The following is a 19,136-nucleotide window of genomic DNA, read 5'->3' as shown; positions in this document are numbered from 1 at the left end:
CACGACGATTTTCCACCGCCACCCGCATCGGCATTCGGAATGCCGGCCTGCGGCGGAGCGAACATAGACCCAAGTGCCATTTGCACGTCACCATCGATACCTCATTCCAGCATACACTGCCCGTCCCGTGCCCGGCTCAAACAATGCTGACGTCGCCGTCGCTCGATCGATGATGCTCGCGCTGGCTATGTAGGTCTTGTTGGTGAGATTGCGCCCCTCGACGTAGGCAGACATCGGGCCACCATTGTCGAAGCCGGCTTTCAATCCAAACAGGGCGTAAGGCTCTGTCGTCAGCGTGTTCATGCTATCGACGAAGTAGGCCTGTGGCACCCATTCGACGTTGGGTCCAACATAGACCCCGGTAGGGTGCTTGTAGAGAAGCTCCGCACGCAGGTAGTGAGTTGGGGCTCCCGGCAATCGATTGTTTCCGAAGGTCGGATCTTTGTCGAAGCGGAAGTCGTTGAACGAATAGGCGACATTCAGCCAGAGCTTGTCCGGCGCCGGGCCATTGACGAAAATGTCACGAAAGATTGCTGCGCCCGCGCCGGCCTCGATGCCTTGATGGATGGTGCGGTCGGCGTTGGTCACATTGCAATTGCCGAAAGTACTATAGAGGCATTGCAATTCGTCGCGAATGTTGGCCCGGTAGGCCGTCAGTTCCCAGGCATAATCAGATCGCTTCATGCGAGTCCCGATTTCGTACGTGGTGGCAATCTGCGGGCGGATGCTGGTGAACGGGATCGTCGGAATGCCGAGACCGATCGCGCTTTCGCCAAAGCTCGGCACCTCGGCACTCCGCGAGACATTGGCGAAGGCTTGCCAGGCCGGATCGATTTGCCACAACAGACCGCCTTTCGGCGACCAGAGATTAAAGCGCGTTGCCCCCGATTGATCCCCGTCGCTGAGGAAACGATCCTGCCGATTGCGGGTCGCGTACAGAAACTGCGTGCCGCCGATCACTGCAAGATTTGGAAGGACGTAGAAGCTGTCTTCGACATAGGCGGAGGTATTCTCCGACCGATCGATCGAGGAAGAAAGCAGTGCACCCTTCTGCCCGCCAATGTTGGCGAACTGCTGGTTGTCGATGCTGCCGTTCAGCACATTTACGCCTGCGACCAACTTGTTGCGGAAGCCGCCAATGGTGCGGTCATCCGTGATCTTCGCGAATCCGCCGTAGTCCTTGTACCGGTAGTCCAGCCACTGGAAAATCGGATGCATCAAATGGCGATCGACGCCAAAGGCGCCGAATTCGACTTTGGTGTCATCGAAACGAACGGTGGTTTTGTTGGCGAGCCTGACAGTATCGATGTTGCGCTGCTGATCCATCGCAACATTCGCCGGTGCAGCAGCTTCCGGATCGGTCAAAGCGGACGTTTTGGTCACGGTACCCGGAATTCGCTGCCGCACTTCGTTGGCATTGAGGTAGAACCGTGTCTCGACATCCGGGGAGAACTGATAGCCCACATTACCGCTCAAGCGGTTGCTCGAGCCGAAGCTGTGATCGCGAAATCCGTCTGCGGCCTGCGTGGAAGCGGTCACGAACCCGTCCCACCGCCCGTTGACGCCGCCTGCGTTCGCCTGAAGTCGTTTGTAGCCGAATCCTCCGACATCGAAGGACACACCATTCGGAAACGAGTCGCGGCCGGTCGGGGTCACGAAGTTGATCGCGCCTCCCAGCGAATTGGCGCCGAACTGAAGCGCGTTGCCGCCCTTGAAGACTTCAACATATTTGTAGGCGCTCGGATCGATCTCCTGGAAATCGCCATAGCCATCCGCAGTGTTGATCGGAATGCCGTCCATATAGAGCTGCACACCGCGCAGATGAAAATTGCGCGACAGGCCGGACCCGCGAATCGAAAGGCGGGTGTCGTCGCCCCATTTGGGCTGGGCGTACACGCCGGGCACGTAATCCAGAACATCCTTGATCGTGTTGGACGGCGTCGAGTTCCTGTACACCTCGGCCGACACGAGCGCCACGCCGCCCGGAGTCTGGTTAATCTCCGCCAGCGCTTGTTGCGCCGTCAGAACCGTCAGGGCACCCGGAGCCCCGGCACTCTGTTCGCTCGCGGTTTGCTGCGGCGATGGGGTAGTTCGCGGGCTTCGCGTGACGCGCGCCGATCGCGCCGTATTGCGTGGCGGTCGGACCGCCGACGCGCGCTTCTGCTGAGGCGCCTCGACGGTGATTGGCGGCAACACTGCGCTGCTGCTTTGGGCAAAGGCGCCGCTCGACGATGCAAGCAGCGCGGCCTGAATGGCAACGACACTCACACCACGGCGGGCATGACAGCGTAACATGGGCATTCCTGACGCCGGGCTTTATCTCCGGCCATTCGACAGCATCAATCGCCTGCGGCGGACCGCGGCGATCACGAGAGTCGTCAGGAAAATTGAGGCGGTGCGCGCGCCTGCGCGTTTGTGCCTTTATGGGCCGCGCCGGCGAATGCCTCCGCCGCGTGCCACACCACGCGCTCCGCGTGGCGGAGGGGAACGGAAAGCGCGGCGTGCGGCGGCGAATCGAGCGACGCGCCCACCTGCGCCAAACAACAGAGGGCGCATGCACCGGCATGTGCGACCGGCGTACCCGCCGGATCGTTCAGGCCGCCTTGCTCGCCTGCGCTGTGGCAGATGACGGCGGCGGACAACGGATCGGCCACGGCTTGGCCGGCCGCCAGACAGGCGGCAATCGGCGCCAGTACCTGCATCACCAGGGCGAGCAGGACCAGAGGTAGGAATTTTTGCTGCCGTGCGCGCATCAGCCGAACCATTCGTTCGTCTACTAACTAAACACCGGCTGATGGCCAAGTCGAGCCCGGTTCCGCCGCCTCCTTAATCCAGCGCAAATTTCCCGGAAAACTGTGGTCCGGCCGCGCGCGGGAGGGAACCTCCGGCATTTGAGGCAGTCGAGCACCCGGCCCCATCTACGGATTTCTTATATTTGCCATATGCTTACAGAGCCAAAAGCCCGATCATTTCGTCAATTGCTCGAATTTTGAACATTCGTTGCCGAAAATGATGACAAGTGAGAAAAGTTGATCTAGCATCCTCTTGCTCAGGCTGGCCGCGAGGTCGAAGTCTGGTGGTCCAAGTCTCGGGAGGAGCCCCTGACGCGCAAAATGCAGCGTCGCCCCGCCAATCAAGATCAAATCTTAGAATCGGGGATAATAGGGTCGACACAATTTTCGAGCGGGGCTAGGGCCCCGCTCTTTTTTTGTCTGCGGAGCTAAAGCACCGATGAATGCTTCTCCCAATCCGATCGAACAGAGCTTTGAACTTGCAGCCTCGCGCTGCACCGATCTCACGCCACACGTCTATCAGCGGCTGTTCGAACAGCATCCCGAAACACGGGCGATGTTCCGCACGCAAGGCAGCGAACTCGTGATGGGATCGATGCTGGCTCTCACGATCGAGGCGATTTTCGACTTCGCCGGTGATCGCCGCGGGCAATTCCGGTTGATCGCGTGCGAGGTCGCCTCGCACGATGGCTACGGCACGCCGCGCGAGCTGTTCATCGCCTTCTTCGCCGTCATCAGGGATACGCTGCGCGATCTTCTCCGCGATGAATGGTCGCCGGACATCGCGCAGGCCTGGGACCGACTGCTCATCGAGATCGACGCGTTCGCGGGTGTCCCGGCCTGACGCTTTGCGCTGCACCAACACGGGCTCGCGGCGACCCGCCGTTGATTGCGGATTGAGTGGCACCCACTCTTGTGAGACACTTTCGGACATCGGTCGCGCAATCAATGACGCGCCGAGATAAAATTGTATGGGAGCGAGCGATGTCCGGGACGAAAGATTTCTCGACGACGAGGCGCGATCTTCTTCAGGCGGCAGCAACCGCCGGCGCCGCGACTGCCATCCTCGGCAGCATGGGCATTAACCCCGCCCTTGCAGCCGAAGTCGGACGAAGCGAGAAGCCACTGAAGGCCGCGTTCTCCAACGCAGGCCTCCAGGCCACCTGGTGCGCGCAGGGCAAGCAGGCCGCGGAATTCTGGGGCAAGCTGTTCAATGTCGAGGTCACTTGGTTCGACGGCCAGCTCGATGCGGTGAAGCAGCGCGCGGCGATCGACAACATGGCCTCGCAGAAATGGGACTTCGTCGCGATCCAGGCCTTTGGCATCGGCACCCTCACCCAGCCGGTGCAGAAGATGATCGACGCCGGCACGCCCGTGATCGACATGGACACGCTGATCGCGCCGCTGGACCAGATCAACGTCCACTCCTTCCTCGCCCCCGACAACGAGTTCATGGGCGCCTCAGTGACGCAGGCGCTGTGCAACGCCATGGGTGGCAAGGGCAAGATCATCATGACGCAAGGAGCCCTCGGCCACACCGGCGCGCAGGGCCGCGCCAAGGGCTTCAACAATGTCGTGAAGCAATTCCCCGGGGTCGAGGTGCTCGACACCCAGCCGGCCGACTGGGATGTGTCGAAGACCGCGCGCCTCTGGGAAACCTACCTGACCAAGTATCCGCAGATCGACGCGGCGTTCTTCCACAATGACGACATGGCGCTTGCGGCGGCCAATATCATGAAGGCGCGGGGCCGCACCAACATCCTGATCGGCGGCGTGGACGCGATGCCGCCGGCGATCCAGGCGGTCAGCGAAGGCCGCATGTTCGCCACCGTTCGCAATCCGTCCTGCCGCATCCATGGCGGCGCCGTCATCGCGGGCGTTTCCGCCGTGGTCGGCGGCGAAAAGAGCGGACAGGGCATTCCCAAGAACGTCGTCACCGACGGTCCTGTCGTGACCAAGGCCAACGCCGCCGGGATGCAGTGGATGCAGGATCACTTCCTGATCTGAGCCTCCATGCGAGAGGATCGTTCGCCTATCCTGGAACTGCAGGGCATCACGAAGAGCTTCGGCGGCGTCGAGGCGCTTCGTGGTGTCGACTTTGCGCTTCTCCCCGGCGAGATCCATGGTCTCGTCGGCGAGAACGGCGCGGGAAAAAGCACGCTGATGAAGATCATCGCCGGCGTGCACACCGAATTCTCCGGCCGCTTCTTGATCGACGGACAGGAGACGCATTTCCGCTCGGCCCGCGACGCCCACAGCGCCGGCATCGCCATGGTGCACCAGGAGCTGTCCGTTGCGCCCGACCTCACGGTCGCGGAGAACGTGTTTCTGGGCAACCAGCCGACCAACCGGCTCGGCCTGGTGCAATGGCGGCGGATGGCGCGCGAGGCCGGCGAGCAGCTCGCCCGCTTCGGCATCGATGTCGATCCGATGAGCCGGCTCGGCGACCTCCCGATCGGGCTGCAGCAGCTGATCGAGATCGCGCGCGTGCTGTTCTCCGGCGCCCGCATCGTCATCCTGGACGAGCCGACCTCCGCCCTCTCCCCGCCGGAGGTCGAGCGATTGTTCGCAACGCTGCGGCGCCTGCGCGAGGAAGGCACGGCGATCGTCTTCATCTCGCATTTCATCGAGGACATCTTGCTTGTGTCCGACACGGTGACCGTGTTCCGCAACGGGCGGAAGGTCGCGGAGACGGCAAGTGCTGCCACCAGCAAGGGCGCGCTGATCGAGGCCATGATCGGCCGCGGCGGCGAAGCGCTCGAGCACAGCTATAGCGACGATCTGATGCTGCCGCAGCCGAGCGACAGCGCGGTGGTCCTGAAGGTCGACCAGCTGTCGCTGGCCCGCAGCCTGAAGGACATCTCCTTCGAGGCCCGCGCCGGCGAAGTGCTCGGCATCTACGGCTTCATGGGCTGCGGCCAGCAGGAGCTGTCGCGCATCTTGTTCGGCAAGCTGAAGCCGGACGGCGGCACGCTCGCGGTCGAGGGCAAGCCCAAGACCTTCGCCAGCACGGCGGCGGCGCGGCGGGCCGGCGTGGCGCTGGTGCCGGAGAGCCGGCGCGCGATGCTGTTTCACCAGGAGCCGGTCTACAAGAACATCTCGATCAGCATTCTCGATCGCATCTCGGCGTTGCTGCTCAAGCCGGCGCAGGAGCGCGACATTGCAAAGCGCCAGGTCGAGCAGCTCCAGATCAGGCCGCCGGTGGTCGGGCTCGATCTCGGCATGCTCTCCGGCGGCAATCAGCAGAAGGTCGCGCTGGCGAAATGGCTGACCTATCCGCCGAAACTCCTGGTGCTGTGCGAACCGACCCGCGGCATGGATGTCGGTGCCAAGAACGACGTCATCAACATCGTCCGCGATCTTCGCGCCAAAGGGCTCGCGATCATCGTGCTGTCGACCGAGCCGGAAACGGTGCTGTCGCTGGCCGACCGCATCCTCGTGCTCAAGCGCGGCGCATTGGTGCGCGAATTCAAGAACGAGCCGGTCAGCAAGGACCGCCTGCTGGAAGCGGCGTGACGGAGAAGCACCATGGCGAGCAGTGAGACGGCTTTGGCGGCGGGGCAGCGGGCGCGAGGGCTTGCGCCGTTCCTGCGCTCGCAGATGCGCAACATCGCCCCGTTCCTGACGCTGATCTTCCTGTCCGGCTTCTTTGCGCTGGCCAGTCCCTCCTTCGCCACGCTGGACAATCTCGGCAACATCCTGACCCAGGTGTCGGTGACAGGAATCATCGCCGTCGGCCTCACCTTCGTGATTCTCTGCGCGGAGATCGACCTCTCGATTGCCAGCATCGCCAACGTCACCGGCATCGCGGTCGCCTACTTCACGCTCCAGGAATCCTACGTCAACATTCCCAACATTCCCCTGCCCGGCGCCGCGGCGATCCTGCTGGCCATTTTGCTGTGCGCGTTCCTCGGCCTCGTCAATGCGCTGGGACTGACCGTGATCGGCATCCCCTCCTTCATCATGACCTTGGCGATGATGCAGATCGCGGCCGGCATCTCGGCGCTGCTGGTGCGCGGCCAGATCGCCTACAAGGTGCCCGGCGTGATCACCACGCTCGGCTCCGGATCGATCGGCGGCATCCCATGGATCGTCATCGTCGCCGCGATCATGCTGCTCTTGGGACATCTGGTGCTGACCTACACGCGCTTTGGCCGCTACGTCTACATGGTCGGCGGCAACCGCGAGGCGGCCGAATATTCCGGCCTCAACGTCAAGCTCATTCTCGGCGCCGTCATGGTGATCTCGGCGGTGTGCTCCGGGATCGGCGGCATGCTCGGTGTCGCTCATTTCGGCAGTGCGCAGCAGAACGAGTTCGACACCTACCTGCTCGACTCCATCGCCGCCGTCGTGGTCGGCGGCACCAGCCTGTTCGGCGGCCGCGGAGGCATCGGCAACACCATCGTCGGGCTCTTCGTGCTCGGTGTCCTCAATAACGGCCTCGACCACGTCAACATCGACAGCTTCCTTAAGATCCTGATCCGCGGCCTGATCCTGCTGGCAGCGCTGGTCATCAACGTCTATGCGCAGCGGCTGAGGGAGAAAGCGGTGGAATAGCGGCCCCCGAAAACAAAAAGCGCGAAAACAACCCCATGCACAGTAGAGACCGCGTGGGAATTCAACGAGTTATAAAATCCGAAATTGCGATGATGCGACCGCAGCGACGGTTTGACTCGTCGGGCAAAACAGGAGCAGGATGTCACGATGGCGCTGGCCAATTGTCTGGTCAGATCTGCCACAGGGCGCGCGGCTTTCCGAAGCGAGCTTTACGCCCGGTTCGCTGCTCCGACTACTGCCGCGCAATCCTTGATCACGACAACGACACTGATTGAGTCCGAATGTCCTGGGCGGTCTTCTGAAGCCGCACGAGATATCGTTTCTTTGCGGCCGCCTCGTTCAGCGTTCCGGAGATCAGATTGATGCTGATCGCCGCAACGACGCTGCCGCCCTGATCGCGAATTGGAACGGCCATGCCGCAAATCGCCGGATCCAGCTCGCCATCGACCCAGGCGTATCCCCGCCCCTCCGTCAGTTGCAGTTCCTGAGCCAGGCGTTTGGGATCGATGATGGTCCGTGGCGTCACTGACTTGAGTGGCGTGGTTGCCAAATATTGGGCTTTCTGCTCCGGAGTAAGGTTGGCCAGAAGCACACGTCCCAACGAGACGAGATGCGCGGGTAGCCGGCTGCCGATCCCGAGATTGGCGGAGAGGATACGCCGCGCCGGAAGTCTCAGGGCATAGACGATATCAGTTTCATCGAGCACCGCGAGCGCGCAGGATTCGCCGATGTCGTTGCGAAGATCTTCGAGCGCACGCTGAGCATAGCCCCAGAACGGCAAGGCGTTCAGGTAGGACAAGCCCAGACCGAGAGCTCGAGGCCGCAAGCGGAAATAGCGGCCGTCGGCTTCGCAATATTTCAGCGTAACGAGGGTGGCGAGCATGCGTCGCGCCGTTGCGCGGTTGAGGCCGGCGTGGACGGCGGCCTCTGACAGCGTATGCCGCCCGGGGGACCGGCCAAGCGCCTCGATCAGGGCGAAACCTCGCTCAATCGCGCGAACGTATCCATCGCTCTCTTTTGGCAATGCCACGGCCCCCTTGCGGAGACGGACAAGCTCCGCGCATAGTGGTTCACAAAACGAATAATCTGTTCGCCTGGCGAACACTATGGGAGGAGACGCGATGACGCAAGCGCCGGCATTCGAGACCGATTTCTGGAAGGACGCCAATCTGCGCAAGGTGTGGGACGACATCGTCCCGGGTGAGCCGCGCAAGACGATCCCCTACAAGCTGACGCTGGAAGCTATCCAGCTCTACTGCCGCTCCGTCGGCGAAGATCACCCGCTCTATTTCGACGAGACCTACGCGAAGAACACTCCTTATGGCGGGCTGATCGCACCGCCGTCGATCCACATCCTGCTGATGTTCGCCTGCACCCCCACCGACGACTGGATGCGAACGCCGGGGACCATTAATGCCGGTCAATCCTGGAGTTACAACAAGCCTGCACGGCCCGGAGACACCATCACGCTGCAGGCACGCGCACTGGACAAATTCATCAAGCGCGAGCGCCTCTTCGTCGTCCACGACAACGTCTTCTTCAACCAGCATGGCGACGTCATTTGTTCCGGCCGCGGCCAGACGATCCGCCCCGCTTGATCGCAACGGCAGACAAGGAAACATGGCATGAGCACCAGCTTCGAGAACCTCACCGTCGGCGACATGATCGACGGTCCAAAGTTCGACGTCTCGCGCGAATCCATCCGTCTGTTTTGCGACGGGTCGCTCGACTACAACCCCCTGCATCTCGACGACGATTACATGAAGAACAGTTTCGGCAAGACCAATTTCGGCGGCATCATCATGCACGGCATGAACAATTTCGGGCTGATCACCCGGATGCTGACGGATTGGGCCTATCCTGCCGGTGCCATTCAGCGGCGGCTTGAGACGCGCTGGCTCAAGCCGGTCAAGCCAGGGGACACCATCCAGCCGCTAGGCGTGGTGAAGTCGAAGCAGTCGACGCAGAAATCAAATTGGGTGCTGATCGACGTACTGGTCCGCAATCAAAGGGGCGAGCACGTCGCAGCCGGTGAAGCCATGGTCGAATTTCCGACATCCGGTTCAATCGCGGCCCGAGCCGGGTGAAAAGCCCGGCACCGGCGTCGATCTCGCCCAGCCTTTGCGACGACCATAACGAGATGAGCGCATTTCGACCGCTCGACGGGAGGACTTCATGAACCGGATGGCAAGGGCGAGAACGCTCTGGCTCGCTATCGGCCTGGTGCTGCTATCGTTGACGATCCCGCTGGGCTTGGCGTCAGCCCAGCAGTTTCCTCCGAGCCAGATCAAGATCGTCGTGCCGTTCCCGGCCGGCGGCACCACGGACATTCTGGCGCGCTTCATCGCGCAATACCTCGGTGACAGGCTCGGCGTTTCGACCATCGTGGAAAATCGCGCCGGCGCGTCAGGCACCATTGGGTCCGAGATGGTTGCGAAAGCGCCGGCCGACGGCAGCGTGTTGCTGATCGCCGCGACCCACCACGTCATCAATCCGAGCCTGTTCCGCCAGCTGCCCTATGACACGCAGGTAGCCTTCTCGCCCGTGGCCGTCGTCGCGAGCGCGCCCAACGCACTCGTGATCACAAAGGACTTTCCGGCGAAAAACGTCGCCGAGCTCATCGCGCTGGCGAAGAAGGACCCGGGCAAGCTTTCGTTCGGCTCCTCCGGAATCGGGGGCGCCAATCATCTGTCCGGCGAACTTTTCAAACAAATGGCGGGCGTCGACATGGTCCACATCCCCTACAAGGGAGCCGCGCCCGCGATGAACGATCTGCTTGGCGGCCATATCCCGATCATGTTCGACACGCTCCCAACCGTGCTTCCGGCCGCCTCGGCCGGCAACATTCGCGTCCTCGCCGTCACCAGCATGACGCGCGCGGCGTCGCTTCCCGACGTTCCGACGCTCGATGAAGCCGGCGTCAAAGATTTTGAAGCGACGGCGTGGTTTGGCATGTACATGCCGGCAGCGAATGGCAATCCTGCCTATGCTAGGCTGGTCGAGGTCATGAGCGAGATTCTGGCCTCCCCGGCAATTGCCGAGAAGTTCGCAACACAGGGGGTCACTCCCGGCAAATTATCGGGCGCTGAATTCACCCGCTTCGTGGATGCCGAGATCAGGAAATGGTCGGCCGTGGTCAAGCAGGCCAACGTGCCGCTCGAATAAGCGCGCGCAAGAACCACGCCTCCGTCAGCAGGCGAGCAATTCAGGGCCACCTGCATTGGAATAAGGGAGCGCGGCCTAACTCTCGGCGTTCTCATCCGGCGCAAGCCGCGAGAACCGGAAATTGCAGTGGCTCGCACCGCCCGCGAGCGTCTGCGTCCTCTCCAGGTGGATGCCTCGCGCTGCGTAGGCGGCGAAATCGAGCCCGCAAATATTCGGCAGGATTTCCTTGTCTCCATGGCGCGCTGCGAGCTTGCAGAAGCCGCAAGCCTTGTAGTTGATGCCGAACTCAAAACTGTCACCCGTATCGGGCTCGACGAAATCGTAGACGAAATCTTCCGGAAACTCGGTTTGATGGCTTTCGGTTGCGCTTCTTGCCGCCTGCTCGCGTAGCAGGGCCTGGTTCTCAGCCGACATGAATTGACGACCCGAGGCGAGACGTTCGGCTTCCGATACGGCGAGCAATTGCGCCTTGTAGGTTTCCCGCTCGATCTTGCCGATCACAGGCACCGGCACGCCGTGGCGCCGCAGCACCCGGCTGATGGCCATGAAGTCCATCAGACGCATGAAGAAATCGCTCATGCGGCTTGCCGCGCCGCCGACATAGGGCATCTGGGTGAGCACGATTTCGAATTCGTCCATCACCTCCCGCCTGATGCCGTCGATCTCGAAAAGTTGCGCGCGCTCTCGCAACATCGCTTCGGCCAGGTCGAGCCGCTCGCGCATGGCGGCCTCCATTGCACCGCGATGCGCTTCGTAAAACGGATGGATGATTTCAGCCATGGAGCACCTGATATGATTGGTTCATTGCAATGTCGGCTGGCTTCATTCGGCGGCGATCGCCTCGATCTCCAGCAGCCATTTGCTGTCGACGGTCTCGACGATCACGACCGTCAGCGCGGGCTGGTGGTCGCCCAGCATCGCGCGACGAATGGAGCGGTTGGCCACGAGCTGATCGCGGTCGGTCAGGAACGTCTTGACCTTGACCAGATGTTCGACGCCAAGGCCGGCGGCGGCGAGGACCTCCTTCACGTTGCGCCAGGCCTGCTCGCACTGCGCCTCAAAACCGTCAGGAACGGTGCCGTCGGATCTCTGGGGTACCTGGCCGCTGATGAACAACAGGCGACGATGCTGCGTCACCTCAAGTCCCATGCAGTAACCACCGGCGGGAGCGTGGACGGTTGCGGGATTGTGGCTGACGATGTGAGCTGGGGGCATAGGGTCTTCTCCGGATTGCGGGTCGACCGTATCCGGAGCCACCGCCGCTTCGCAAAGCATCATTGCTGCGGCTCAGCGCAAGAAAATCTATTGCAAGGCCAAGGTCCGCCGGTGTCAAAATGGAGCCCGATGACCTACGCCCTTCCCCCACTCAACGCGCTCCGCGCCTTCGAAGCCGCCGCGCGGCATCTCAGCTTCAAGCTGGCCGCACACGAGCTGCACGTGACGCCGGCCGCCGTGGGGCAGCAAGTGAAGGCCCTGGAGGCGCGCCTCGGCGTGCAGCTGTTCGAGCGGCTGCACAAGCAGCTCATCCTCACCGCGGCCGGTCAGGCCTATCTGCCCGGGGTCTCCGAAGGCTTTCGCCACATTGCGGAAGCGACCTCGCAATTGAGGCCGGCAGGTGCGGTGCTGCTGCAATTGGGGGTCCATGGCGGCTTCGACCTCCGCCGCCTCGATCTGGCAGAATTTCGCAGCACGCATACGGAGATCGGCTTGCGGGTGCTTCATCCCGCCGGCTTGCACGAATTGGTCGAGGGCAAGGTCGACCTGCTGATCGCCCGCGGCCTCGGCCACCATCCGGGCTATCGCTGCGACCGGATCGATGAGGGATCGGGCCTCGGCGATTGGCTGGTTGCGCCTGAAGGCACCGCGGATTGCCCCGAGATCGTCAGTTTTCGCGCGTGGCTGCGGGCGCTGCCGGTCGAGAAGGCGCTCGCAAATCGTCGCCCTCGTCTGGTAGGTGCCAGCGGATGGCGCATCCGGTGAGCGTTTGGCTCACGCTGAGGGCGCAGACTTCTCATATCGGAGACATTCGCATGACCGCAATTGGTCGCCGGGCCCTGCTTATGGGTGGGGGGGCGCTTCTCATGAGCGCAGGTCCGCTTACCTCGGCTCCGTTCGACTGGCAATCGATGACGCCATCCGAGGCAGGCTTTGTGCCGGATCTCGATGCGCGGCTCGACAAACTGATTGCCGAAAATCGTGCTTGGGGTCTGCATGGTGTCTTCGTCACGCGAGCGGGCAAGATCGTGCTCGAACGCTATTTCGCCGGCGAGGACGAAGCCTGGGGCGCTTCTCTCGGCCGCGTCGCCTTCGGTCCCGACACCCTGCACGACCTGCGCTCCGTCACGAAGAGCGTTCTCGGCCTGCTTTACGGAATCGCCCTCGATCTCGGAAAGGTGCCTGCGCCGGATCAACCGCTGATCGCGCAATTTCCCGACTATGCCGATGTCGCAACCGATGCCCGCCTCAAGCGTCTGACCGTCGCGCACGCGCTCACCATGACCCTGGGGTTCGATTGGAACGAGGACATTCCCTACCAGGATCCCAATAACAGCGAAATCCAGATGGAGAGCTCGCCCGATCGTTTGCGCTACGTCTTCAGCCGACCGTTCATTTCCGATCCCGGAGCGCGCTGGATCTATGGCGCGGCTGGAACCGAGCTTATCGGCAATTTGCTGGTAAAAGGCGTCGGCCAGTCGCTACCCGACTTTGCGCGCACACGACTGTTCGATCCCATCGGGGTTGGTCCGACCGAATGGTCCAAAGGATTCAACGGCCAACCCGCACCCGCATCCGGCCTGCGCATGACGCCGCGCGACCTTGCGCGCGTTGGGCAATTGGTCCTCAACCGTGGCCAGTGGGATGGACGCCAGATCGTTTCGTCGGAATGGCTCGCGAAAGCGTTCCAGCCCTACGTCCCGTGCGACGAGCAGCGTCAATACGGTTACTTTTGGTACAGCGGCAACTTCCAGTACGGCCATCCGCCGAACCGGCCCATCACGCATTGGATCGGCGGCTTCGGTTACGGTGGTCAGCGGTTGTTCGCGATGCCCGACCTCGATATCGTGGTGGCCATAACCTGCGGAAATTACGCCGATGAGAGGCAATGGATGCCGCCCATCCGGGTGGTCCGTGACGTTGTGTTGGCTGGACTGAAGTGAACCTCGCCTTCCACCCTAGAGCGGCTGGCCCTCAGGCAAGGCCAACGCCGCCTGCCCCGCAATCTCCCCCGCCCGCCAACACCTCACCGCGTGCCCGTCGGGGCGCGTCTCAAGCACCGGCCCCGGCTCGCTCTGACACACAGCTTCCGCATAACGGCAGCGCGGGCTGAAGGCGCATCCGTTCGGCGGATTGAGCGCGTTGGGAAGATCGCCGCCTGTCGTTGCCAGCGGTGCATGGCGCAGCGGATCGGGAATGGCGGCGATCAGGGCCTGGGTGTAGGGGTGCGCGGGCCGTTCGAAGATCTCGCGCCAATGGCCGTTCTCGACGATGCGGCCGAGATACATCACGGCGACCTTGTCGCTCATGTGTTCGACGACGCCGAGATCGTGGCTGATCATGATGTAGGAGAGACCGAGGGTTTCCTTCAATTCCAGCAGCAGATTGATGATCTGGGCGCGGATCGAGACGTCGAGCGCCGAGACGGGCTCGTCGCAGATGACGATCCTGGGATTGAGGATCAGGGCGCGGGCAATGCCGATGCGCTGGCGCTGGCCGCCCGAGAATTCATGCGGGTAGCGGTCGGCCTGCTCCGGCCGCAGGCCCACATGCCGCAGCATCTTCGCGACGCGATCCTCGATCTCGCTCTTGGCCGTGACGCCATGCACGCGCAGGGGATCTTCCAGCGTGCGGCGAACGGTCTGGCGCGGATTGAGCGAGGCGTAGGGATCCTGAAACACGATCTGCACGATGCGGGCCAGCGCCTTGCGATCCCCGGATGGCCGGTTGGTCACGTCCTGTCCGTCCAGCACGATGCGGCCGCGCGTCGGGGTCACGAGGCCAAGGATCGACAATGCGACCGTCGACTTGCCGGAGCCGGACTCGCCGACGAGGCCGAGGCATTCGCCGCGCTTCAGGGTGAGATCGACCCCGTCGACGGCACGGAGCAGCCGCTGGCCGCGCCCCAGCAGGCCGCCTCCGAGCGGAAAATGGACCGCGAGATCCCTCACGCTGAGAATGACATCGTCGTCCGGCCGTGTCTCATCCAACCTGTCTTGCGGCTCATGCATGGTGGTGACACCTGACCAGACCGCCGGCCTCCAGAAAATCCGCTCCCGGCGCGACTGTCCGGCAAATATCGGTCGCCTGGGCGCAACGCGGATTGAACCGGCAGCCGTCGGGGAAATTCGTGATGGCCGGGACCACACCTGCGATCTCCGTGAGCCGTGTCCGGCCAAGCGCGGCGCGACTGCCGAGCCGCGGCAGCGAGGCGACCAGGCCTCGCGTATAGGGGTGCGAGGGTGCCCGGAAAATATCAGCCGAGCCGCGCTCCTCGACAATGCGGCCGGCATACATCACGGCCACGCGGCGACAGACATTGGCGACCAGCCCGAGATCGTGGCTGATCATCAGGATCGCGGTTCCCCGCTCGGCGCATAAATTCCGCATCAGCTCGATGATTTCGGCTTGCACGGTGACGTCGAGGGCCGTTGTCGGTTCGTCGGCGATCAGGAGATCCGGACCGCAGGCGAGCGCGATGGCGATCATCACGCGCTGGCGCATGCCGCCCGACAGCTGGTGCGGGTAGTCCTTCACGCGCCGCTCCGGCGCGGGAACGCGGACGCTCGCCAGCGCCTCGACCGCCAGCCTGTCGGCTTCCCGCCAGCTCTTGCCCTTGTGCAGCACGAACATCTCGGCGATCTGCCGGCCCACCGGCGAGACCGGGTTCAGCGCCGTCATCGGCTCCTGGAAGATCATGGCGATGCGATTGCCGCGCAGCTCCCGTTGCCTTGCCGCTGAAAGGTGCTGGATCTCCCGCCCCTCAAACCGGATGACGCCGCCGCCGATCGACAACGGCTGCCGCAACAGCCCGATCAAGGCGAGCGCGGTGATGCTCTTGCCGCAGCCGGATTCGCCGACGAGACCGAAGGTCTCGCCGCGATCGATGCGGAATGAAATGCCCTCGGCCGCCGCAACGCGCCGCGATCCATCGTCGAGATCGATGCGCAAATCCTCGACCTCGATCAGCGGCGCGCCGGTCATGTGCGCCGGCTCCGCGATTGCGGATCGAGAATGTCGCGCAGTCCGTCGCCGAGCAGATTGAGCCCGAGCACCGTCAGGAAAATGGCAAGGCCGGGAAACACCGAGAGCCACGGTGCCGTCGTGATCTGGTCGCGGGCATCCGACAGCATGCTGCCCCAGCTCGGAAACGGCGGCCGGACGCCGAGGCCGAGAAACGACAATGCGGCTTCTGACAAGACCGCGCTGCCCATGCCGAGCGTGCCGATGACGACGATTGGCCCTAGCATGTTGGGCAGCAGCTGCGTGATCATGATGCGCAGATCGCCGTAGCCGAGCACGGTCGCGGCCTGCACATAGCCCTGGCTCCTCAGCGACAGCGCGGAGGCCCGCGCGATCCGGCACGTGAAGGACCAGTTGGTCAAACCGAGTGCGATCAGCAGGCTGGTGAGGCCGGGACCGAGCACCGCCATGATGGCCAGCGCGAAGATCAGGGATGGGATCGCGAGCATGAGATTGGTCAGGCCGTTGACGACATCATCCCACCAGCCGCCCCAATACCCGGCGCTCAGGCCCAGCGCCACGCCGATGACGCTGTTGATGAGCTGCGAGACGATGCCGACCGTCAGCGAAACGCGCGCGCCATAGACGACGCGGGAATAGATGTCGCGGCCCTGATCGTCGGTGCCGAACCACCAGGTCCAGCTCGGAGGCTCCTCCGCGTTGAGCAGATTGGCATCCAGGACGGGATCGGTATGCGCCAGCCAGGGCGCGAGCAGACCGACCAGGATTGCGAGCGCGAACAGCGCGCCACCGATGATGAGATTGGCGCGCAGCTTCATGCGTATCGGATCCTGGGATCGATCACCCCATAGAGCACGTCGATCAGCAGATTGATCGCGAGAAAGGACAGCACCACGACAAGAATGGAGCCCTGGACGGCCGGAATGTCGCGCTGCAGGACACTGTCGACCAGCAGCGAGCCGATGCCCGGCCAAGAGTACAGTTTCTCGACCACGACCGCCTGCCCCATCAGCGCGCCGAACTGGAGGCCGACGGTGGTGAGAATGATGACGAGCGCGTTGCGCATCACATGCCACTTCACGACCCGCGTCTCGCTCATGCCCTTGGAGCGCGCGGTGCGGACGAAATCCGCGGTCATGATCTCGAGGACCGCGGCGCGCGTGGTCCGGGCGAACAGCGCCATGGGCGAGACGCCGAGTGTCACGGCCGGAAGGATCAGGTACTTCAGTCCGCCATCGCCATAGCCGAAACTCGGCAGCCAGCCGAGCTTCAATGCAAACAGATACATCAGCACCAGTCCGAGCCAGAATTTGGCGATCGAAAGTCCTGACACCGCCACGACCATGGCCAAGGTGTCGACGATGCCCCCTGGCTTGAGCGCGGCGATGAAACCCAGGGGTACGCCGATCACGACGGAAAACGCCATGGCGGTGAAGATGAGCTGCAGCGTCGGCCATATCCGTTTGGCGATCATGAACGTCACAGGCTCCCGCGTCCGGAACGAGGTTCCGAAATCGCCGGTCGCAAGCTTGGCCATGTAGGCGCCGAAACGGACATAGACGGGATCGTCGAGGCCGAGCTGCTTCTTCATGCGCAGCTCGACCTGCGGATCGGCATCGTCGCTCATGGACGAGACGATGCTGCCGGGAACGACGCTGAACAGCACGAACACCAGAGCCACCACGGCGAGCACGGTCGGAATGGTCTGCAGCAGGCGGCGGAACAGGAACGAGAGCATCGGCACTTTTCCTCTCCCCCTCCGTCGTTCATGGCGACGGAGGGAGCGCGAGAGCGTGTGTCACTTCGCGGGCGAGGTCTCGCCGACCCAGAGGTCTTCGACGTTCTGATGGGTCAGCTCGGTTGCGTTCAGCTGAACCCCCTTGAGCCACGGCTGCACCGCCATGACCGCCTTGTTGTAGTTGAAGAACCAGACCGGCGCCTCCTCGTAGAGAACAGCATTGGCCTTTTGCAGCAGCTGGGTACGCTTTGCAGCGTCATCGGACTGCCCGGCCTCGTCGATCAGCTTGTCGAACTCGGCATTCTTGAAGTTCATGTAGTTGCAGGCCGACTGCGGTGTCGATGAGTGGAAGCATTTGAGGGCGGCCTGGGGATCGGGTCCGGTCGCCTGCGAATAGACAAAGGCCTGGTAGTCGCCGCTGCGGACCACCTCCGCCAGCACCGCGGTCTCGACCTGCTTGACCTTGGCCTTGATGCCCACCCGGTCCAGCATCGGGATCACGGCCGAGACGATCGGCAGGCCCCAGCTCTCGTTCTGGCTGGTGGTCCATTCGAATTCGAAGCCCGAGGGATAGCCGGCGTCGGCGAGCAGCTGCTTGGCCTTGGCAGGATCGAAGGCGTAGGGCTTCAAGGCCTTGTCGTAGGCGGGAGAGGTGAGCGGCAGCCAGCTGGTCGCCCGATAGGCCTTGCCCTTGACCAGCTTGTTGATGATCAAATCGGTGTCGATCGCATAGTTGATCGCCTGCCGGACCCGCTTGTCGGCGAACGGCTTGAACGCGGGATTCATCCCCATGTAGCGGGTGAAGACCTCGGCGACCTCGACGACGGTGCCCTTGAGGTCGGCGTCGTTCTGATAGGCGACATATTGCGCCGGTCCCAGCACGGAGGTGTCGATCTCCTTGTTGCGGAAAGCGACATCGCGGGCCGCGGCCTCGCCCATGACCGACACGATGACCTTGTCAGCGTAGGGCTTGCCGGGCTTGTAGAACCGGTCCCATCGCTCCAGGACGATGCGCGATCCCGGCACGTGCTCGACGAATTTGAAGGGCCCTAGACCGATCGGCTTCTGGAGAAAGCTCTCCTTGGCGGCTTCGTCGGCGGGATAGATCGACGTGATCGCGTTCCAGAAGTAGAAACCCGGATCGACTTTCTCGGTCAGCTTCATCTCGATGGTGAAGTCGTCGATTTTCTTCAGGCCGGAGATCTCCTTGGCCTGGCCCTTCTCAACCGCCGCCGCGCCCTCGATCACGCGGACATAGCGCGCGCCGGGATAAGCCTTGGTGCCGTCCATGATGCGGTTGTAGGTCCAGATGACGTCGTCGGCCGTCATCTTGCGGCCGTTGTGGAAATAGGCGTCGTCGCGCAGCTTGAAAGTGTGGACGAGACCTCCGCCCGAGACGACGTCCTCCTTGGCAAGCTCCAGAACCGGCTTGCCTTCCGTGGAATTCCAGATGTAGAGCGACCGGTGCAGGGCCTTGGCGTAGATCTCGTCCTGGGCGCGCTGCGTGGTGTGAATGTCCAAGCTTGTGAAGCTCGAGCCATAAGGCGCGGTCATGCGGATGGTTCCGCCCTTGCGCGGGGTCTGGGCCTCCGCCGAGGCGGCCAGTGCCAGCCCCAGACCTGCGACGATCGCCACTATCCTGAACATCATGGTCCCTCCGACAACGCAAGCCGTGCTCTGGTCCC

Annotated in this window: 19 protein-coding genes; 9 read left to right on the top strand and 10 right to left on the bottom strand. The window is 62.9% G+C overall.

Annotated elements, in window-relative coordinates; all coding sequences use genetic code 11:
* Positions 1-87: 87 nt before the first annotated feature.
* A complete protein-coding gene (locus tag IVB48_RS03590; protein ID WP_247398150.1) occupies positions 88-2,295 on the bottom strand; it encodes a TonB-dependent receptor in 2,208 nt (735 codons plus the stop codon).
* Positions 2,296-2,378: 83 nt separating this feature from the next.
* On the bottom strand, positions 2,379-2,765 hold the full coding sequence (locus IVB48_RS03585) for a DUF2946 family protein (protein ID WP_247397517.1): 387 nt from the start codon (positions 2,763-2,765) through the stop codon (positions 2,379-2,381).
* 466 nt (positions 2,766-3,231) lie between these two features.
* On the opposite strand from IVB48_RS03585, the gene IVB48_RS03580 reads away from it, so the two are divergent.
* The 4 genes from IVB48_RS03580 (at position 3,232) to IVB48_RS03565 (ending at position 7,349) form a co-directional block, all read left to right on the top strand.
* Positions 3,232-3,636, top strand: a complete 405-nt coding sequence (locus IVB48_RS03580; protein WP_247397514.1) for a globin — start codon at positions 3,232-3,234, stop codon at positions 3,634-3,636.
* 140 nt (positions 3,637-3,776) lie between these two features.
* Positions 3,777-4,799 (top strand): sugar ABC transporter substrate-binding protein, encoded by a 1,023-nt coding sequence (locus IVB48_RS03575; RefSeq protein ID WP_247289500.1) that lies wholly within the window; start codon positions 3,777-3,779, stop codon positions 4,797-4,799.
* 6 nt (positions 4,800-4,805) lie between these two features.
* Positions 4,806-6,308, top strand: a complete 1,503-nt coding sequence (locus IVB48_RS03570; protein ID WP_247397510.1) for a sugar ABC transporter ATP-binding protein — start codon at positions 4,806-4,808, stop codon at positions 6,306-6,308.
* 12 nt (positions 6,309-6,320) lie between these two features.
* A complete protein-coding gene (locus IVB48_RS03565) occupies positions 6,321-7,349 on the top strand; it encodes an ABC transporter permease (protein WP_027567179.1) in 1,029 nt (342 codons plus the stop codon).
* A gap of 253 nt (positions 7,350-7,602) precedes the next feature.
* Here IVB48_RS03565 and IVB48_RS03560 read toward each other — a convergent pair whose 3' ends face one another.
* Entirely contained in the window at positions 7,603-8,373 is a 771-nt protein-coding gene (locus IVB48_RS03560; protein WP_247398147.1) for an IclR family transcriptional regulator C-terminal domain-containing protein, read from the bottom strand.
* A gap of 97 nt (positions 8,374-8,470) precedes the next feature.
* Here IVB48_RS03560 and IVB48_RS03555 point away from each other — a divergent pair, with 97 nt between their 5' ends.
* From IVB48_RS03555 to IVB48_RS03545, 3 genes are all read left to right on the top strand, one after another.
* Positions 8,471-8,947, top strand: coding sequence for a MaoC family dehydratase (locus IVB48_RS03555; RefSeq protein WP_247397508.1), 477 nt, complete (start codon positions 8,471-8,473; stop codon positions 8,945-8,947).
* 27 nt (positions 8,948-8,974) lie between these two features.
* The gene (locus IVB48_RS03550) at positions 8,975-9,436 is read left to right on the top strand and encodes a MaoC family dehydratase (protein WP_027567182.1); all 462 of its coding nucleotides are present in this window, start codon (positions 8,975-8,977) and stop codon (positions 9,434-9,436) included.
* A gap of 88 nt (positions 9,437-9,524) precedes the next feature.
* Positions 9,525-10,514, top strand: a complete 990-nt coding sequence (locus tag IVB48_RS03545; RefSeq protein ID WP_247397505.1) for a tripartite tricarboxylate transporter substrate binding protein — start codon at positions 9,525-9,527, stop codon at positions 10,512-10,514.
* Between the two features lie 75 nt (positions 10,515-10,589).
* On the opposite strand, the gene IVB48_RS03540 is transcribed toward IVB48_RS03545, so the two are convergent.
* On the bottom strand, positions 10,590-11,294 hold the full coding sequence (locus tag IVB48_RS03540) for an L-2-amino-thiazoline-4-carboxylic acid hydrolase (protein ID WP_247397502.1): 705 nt from the start codon (positions 11,292-11,294) through the stop codon (positions 10,590-10,592).
* Positions 11,295-11,336: 42 nt separating this feature from the next.
* Positions 11,337-11,729 (bottom strand): RidA family protein, encoded by a 393-nt coding sequence (locus tag IVB48_RS03535; protein ID WP_247397498.1) that lies wholly within the window; start codon positions 11,727-11,729, stop codon positions 11,337-11,339.
* Between the two features lie 129 nt (positions 11,730-11,858).
* On the opposite strand from IVB48_RS03535, the gene IVB48_RS03530 reads away from it, so the two are divergent.
* Positions 11,859-12,494, top strand: a complete 636-nt coding sequence (locus tag IVB48_RS03530) for a LysR family transcriptional regulator (RefSeq protein ID WP_247397496.1) — start codon at positions 11,859-11,861, stop codon at positions 12,492-12,494.
* Positions 12,479-13,672 carry a serine hydrolase gene (locus tag IVB48_RS03525; RefSeq protein WP_247397493.1) on the top strand — a complete coding sequence of 398 codons (1,194 nt, stop codon included), beginning with the start codon at positions 12,479-12,481 and terminating at the stop codon, positions 13,670-13,672. The genes IVB48_RS03530 and IVB48_RS03525 overlap by 16 nt, the downstream gene beginning before the upstream one ends.
* 15 nt (positions 13,673-13,687) lie before the next feature.
* On the opposite strand, the gene IVB48_RS03520 is transcribed toward IVB48_RS03525, so the two are convergent.
* The 5 genes from IVB48_RS03520 to IVB48_RS03500 are packed head-to-tail and all read right to left on the bottom strand — an operon-like array spanning position 13,688 to position 19,101.
* Positions 13,688-14,740, bottom strand: a complete 1,053-nt coding sequence (locus IVB48_RS03520) for an oligopeptide/dipeptide ABC transporter ATP-binding protein (protein ID WP_247397491.1) — start codon at positions 14,738-14,740, stop codon at positions 13,688-13,690.
* Entirely contained in the window at positions 14,733-15,713 is a 981-nt protein-coding gene (locus tag IVB48_RS03515; protein ID WP_247356286.1) for an ABC transporter ATP-binding protein, read from the bottom strand. Before IVB48_RS03515 ends, IVB48_RS03520 begins: the two co-directional genes overlap by 8 nt.
* Positions 15,710-16,531, bottom strand: a complete 822-nt coding sequence (locus IVB48_RS03510) for an ABC transporter permease (protein WP_007603580.1) — start codon at positions 16,529-16,531, stop codon at positions 15,710-15,712. The genes IVB48_RS03515 and IVB48_RS03510 overlap by 4 nt, the downstream gene beginning before the upstream one ends.
* Positions 16,528-17,451: an ABC transporter permease gene (locus IVB48_RS03505; RefSeq protein WP_247289997.1), complete on the bottom strand. Its 924-nt coding sequence runs from the start codon at positions 17,449-17,451 to the stop codon at positions 16,528-16,530. Before IVB48_RS03505 ends, IVB48_RS03510 begins: the two co-directional genes overlap by 4 nt.
* Positions 17,452-17,511: 60 nt before the next feature.
* Positions 17,512-19,101 carry an ABC transporter substrate-binding protein gene (locus tag IVB48_RS03500; RefSeq protein WP_247397488.1) on the bottom strand — a complete coding sequence of 530 codons (1,590 nt, stop codon included), beginning with the start codon at positions 19,099-19,101 and terminating at the stop codon, positions 17,512-17,514.
* Between the last annotated feature and the right edge of the window lie 35 nt (positions 19,102-19,136).

It is taken from the genome of Bradyrhizobium sp. 76, from assembly GCF_023073025.1.
In the GTDB taxonomy this organism is placed as follows: domain Bacteria; phylum Pseudomonadota; class Alphaproteobacteria; order Rhizobiales; family Xanthobacteraceae; genus Bradyrhizobium.
The sequence above is the reverse complement of the archived record's forward strand: the minus strand, read 5'-3'. Positions and strand labels throughout refer to the sequence as shown.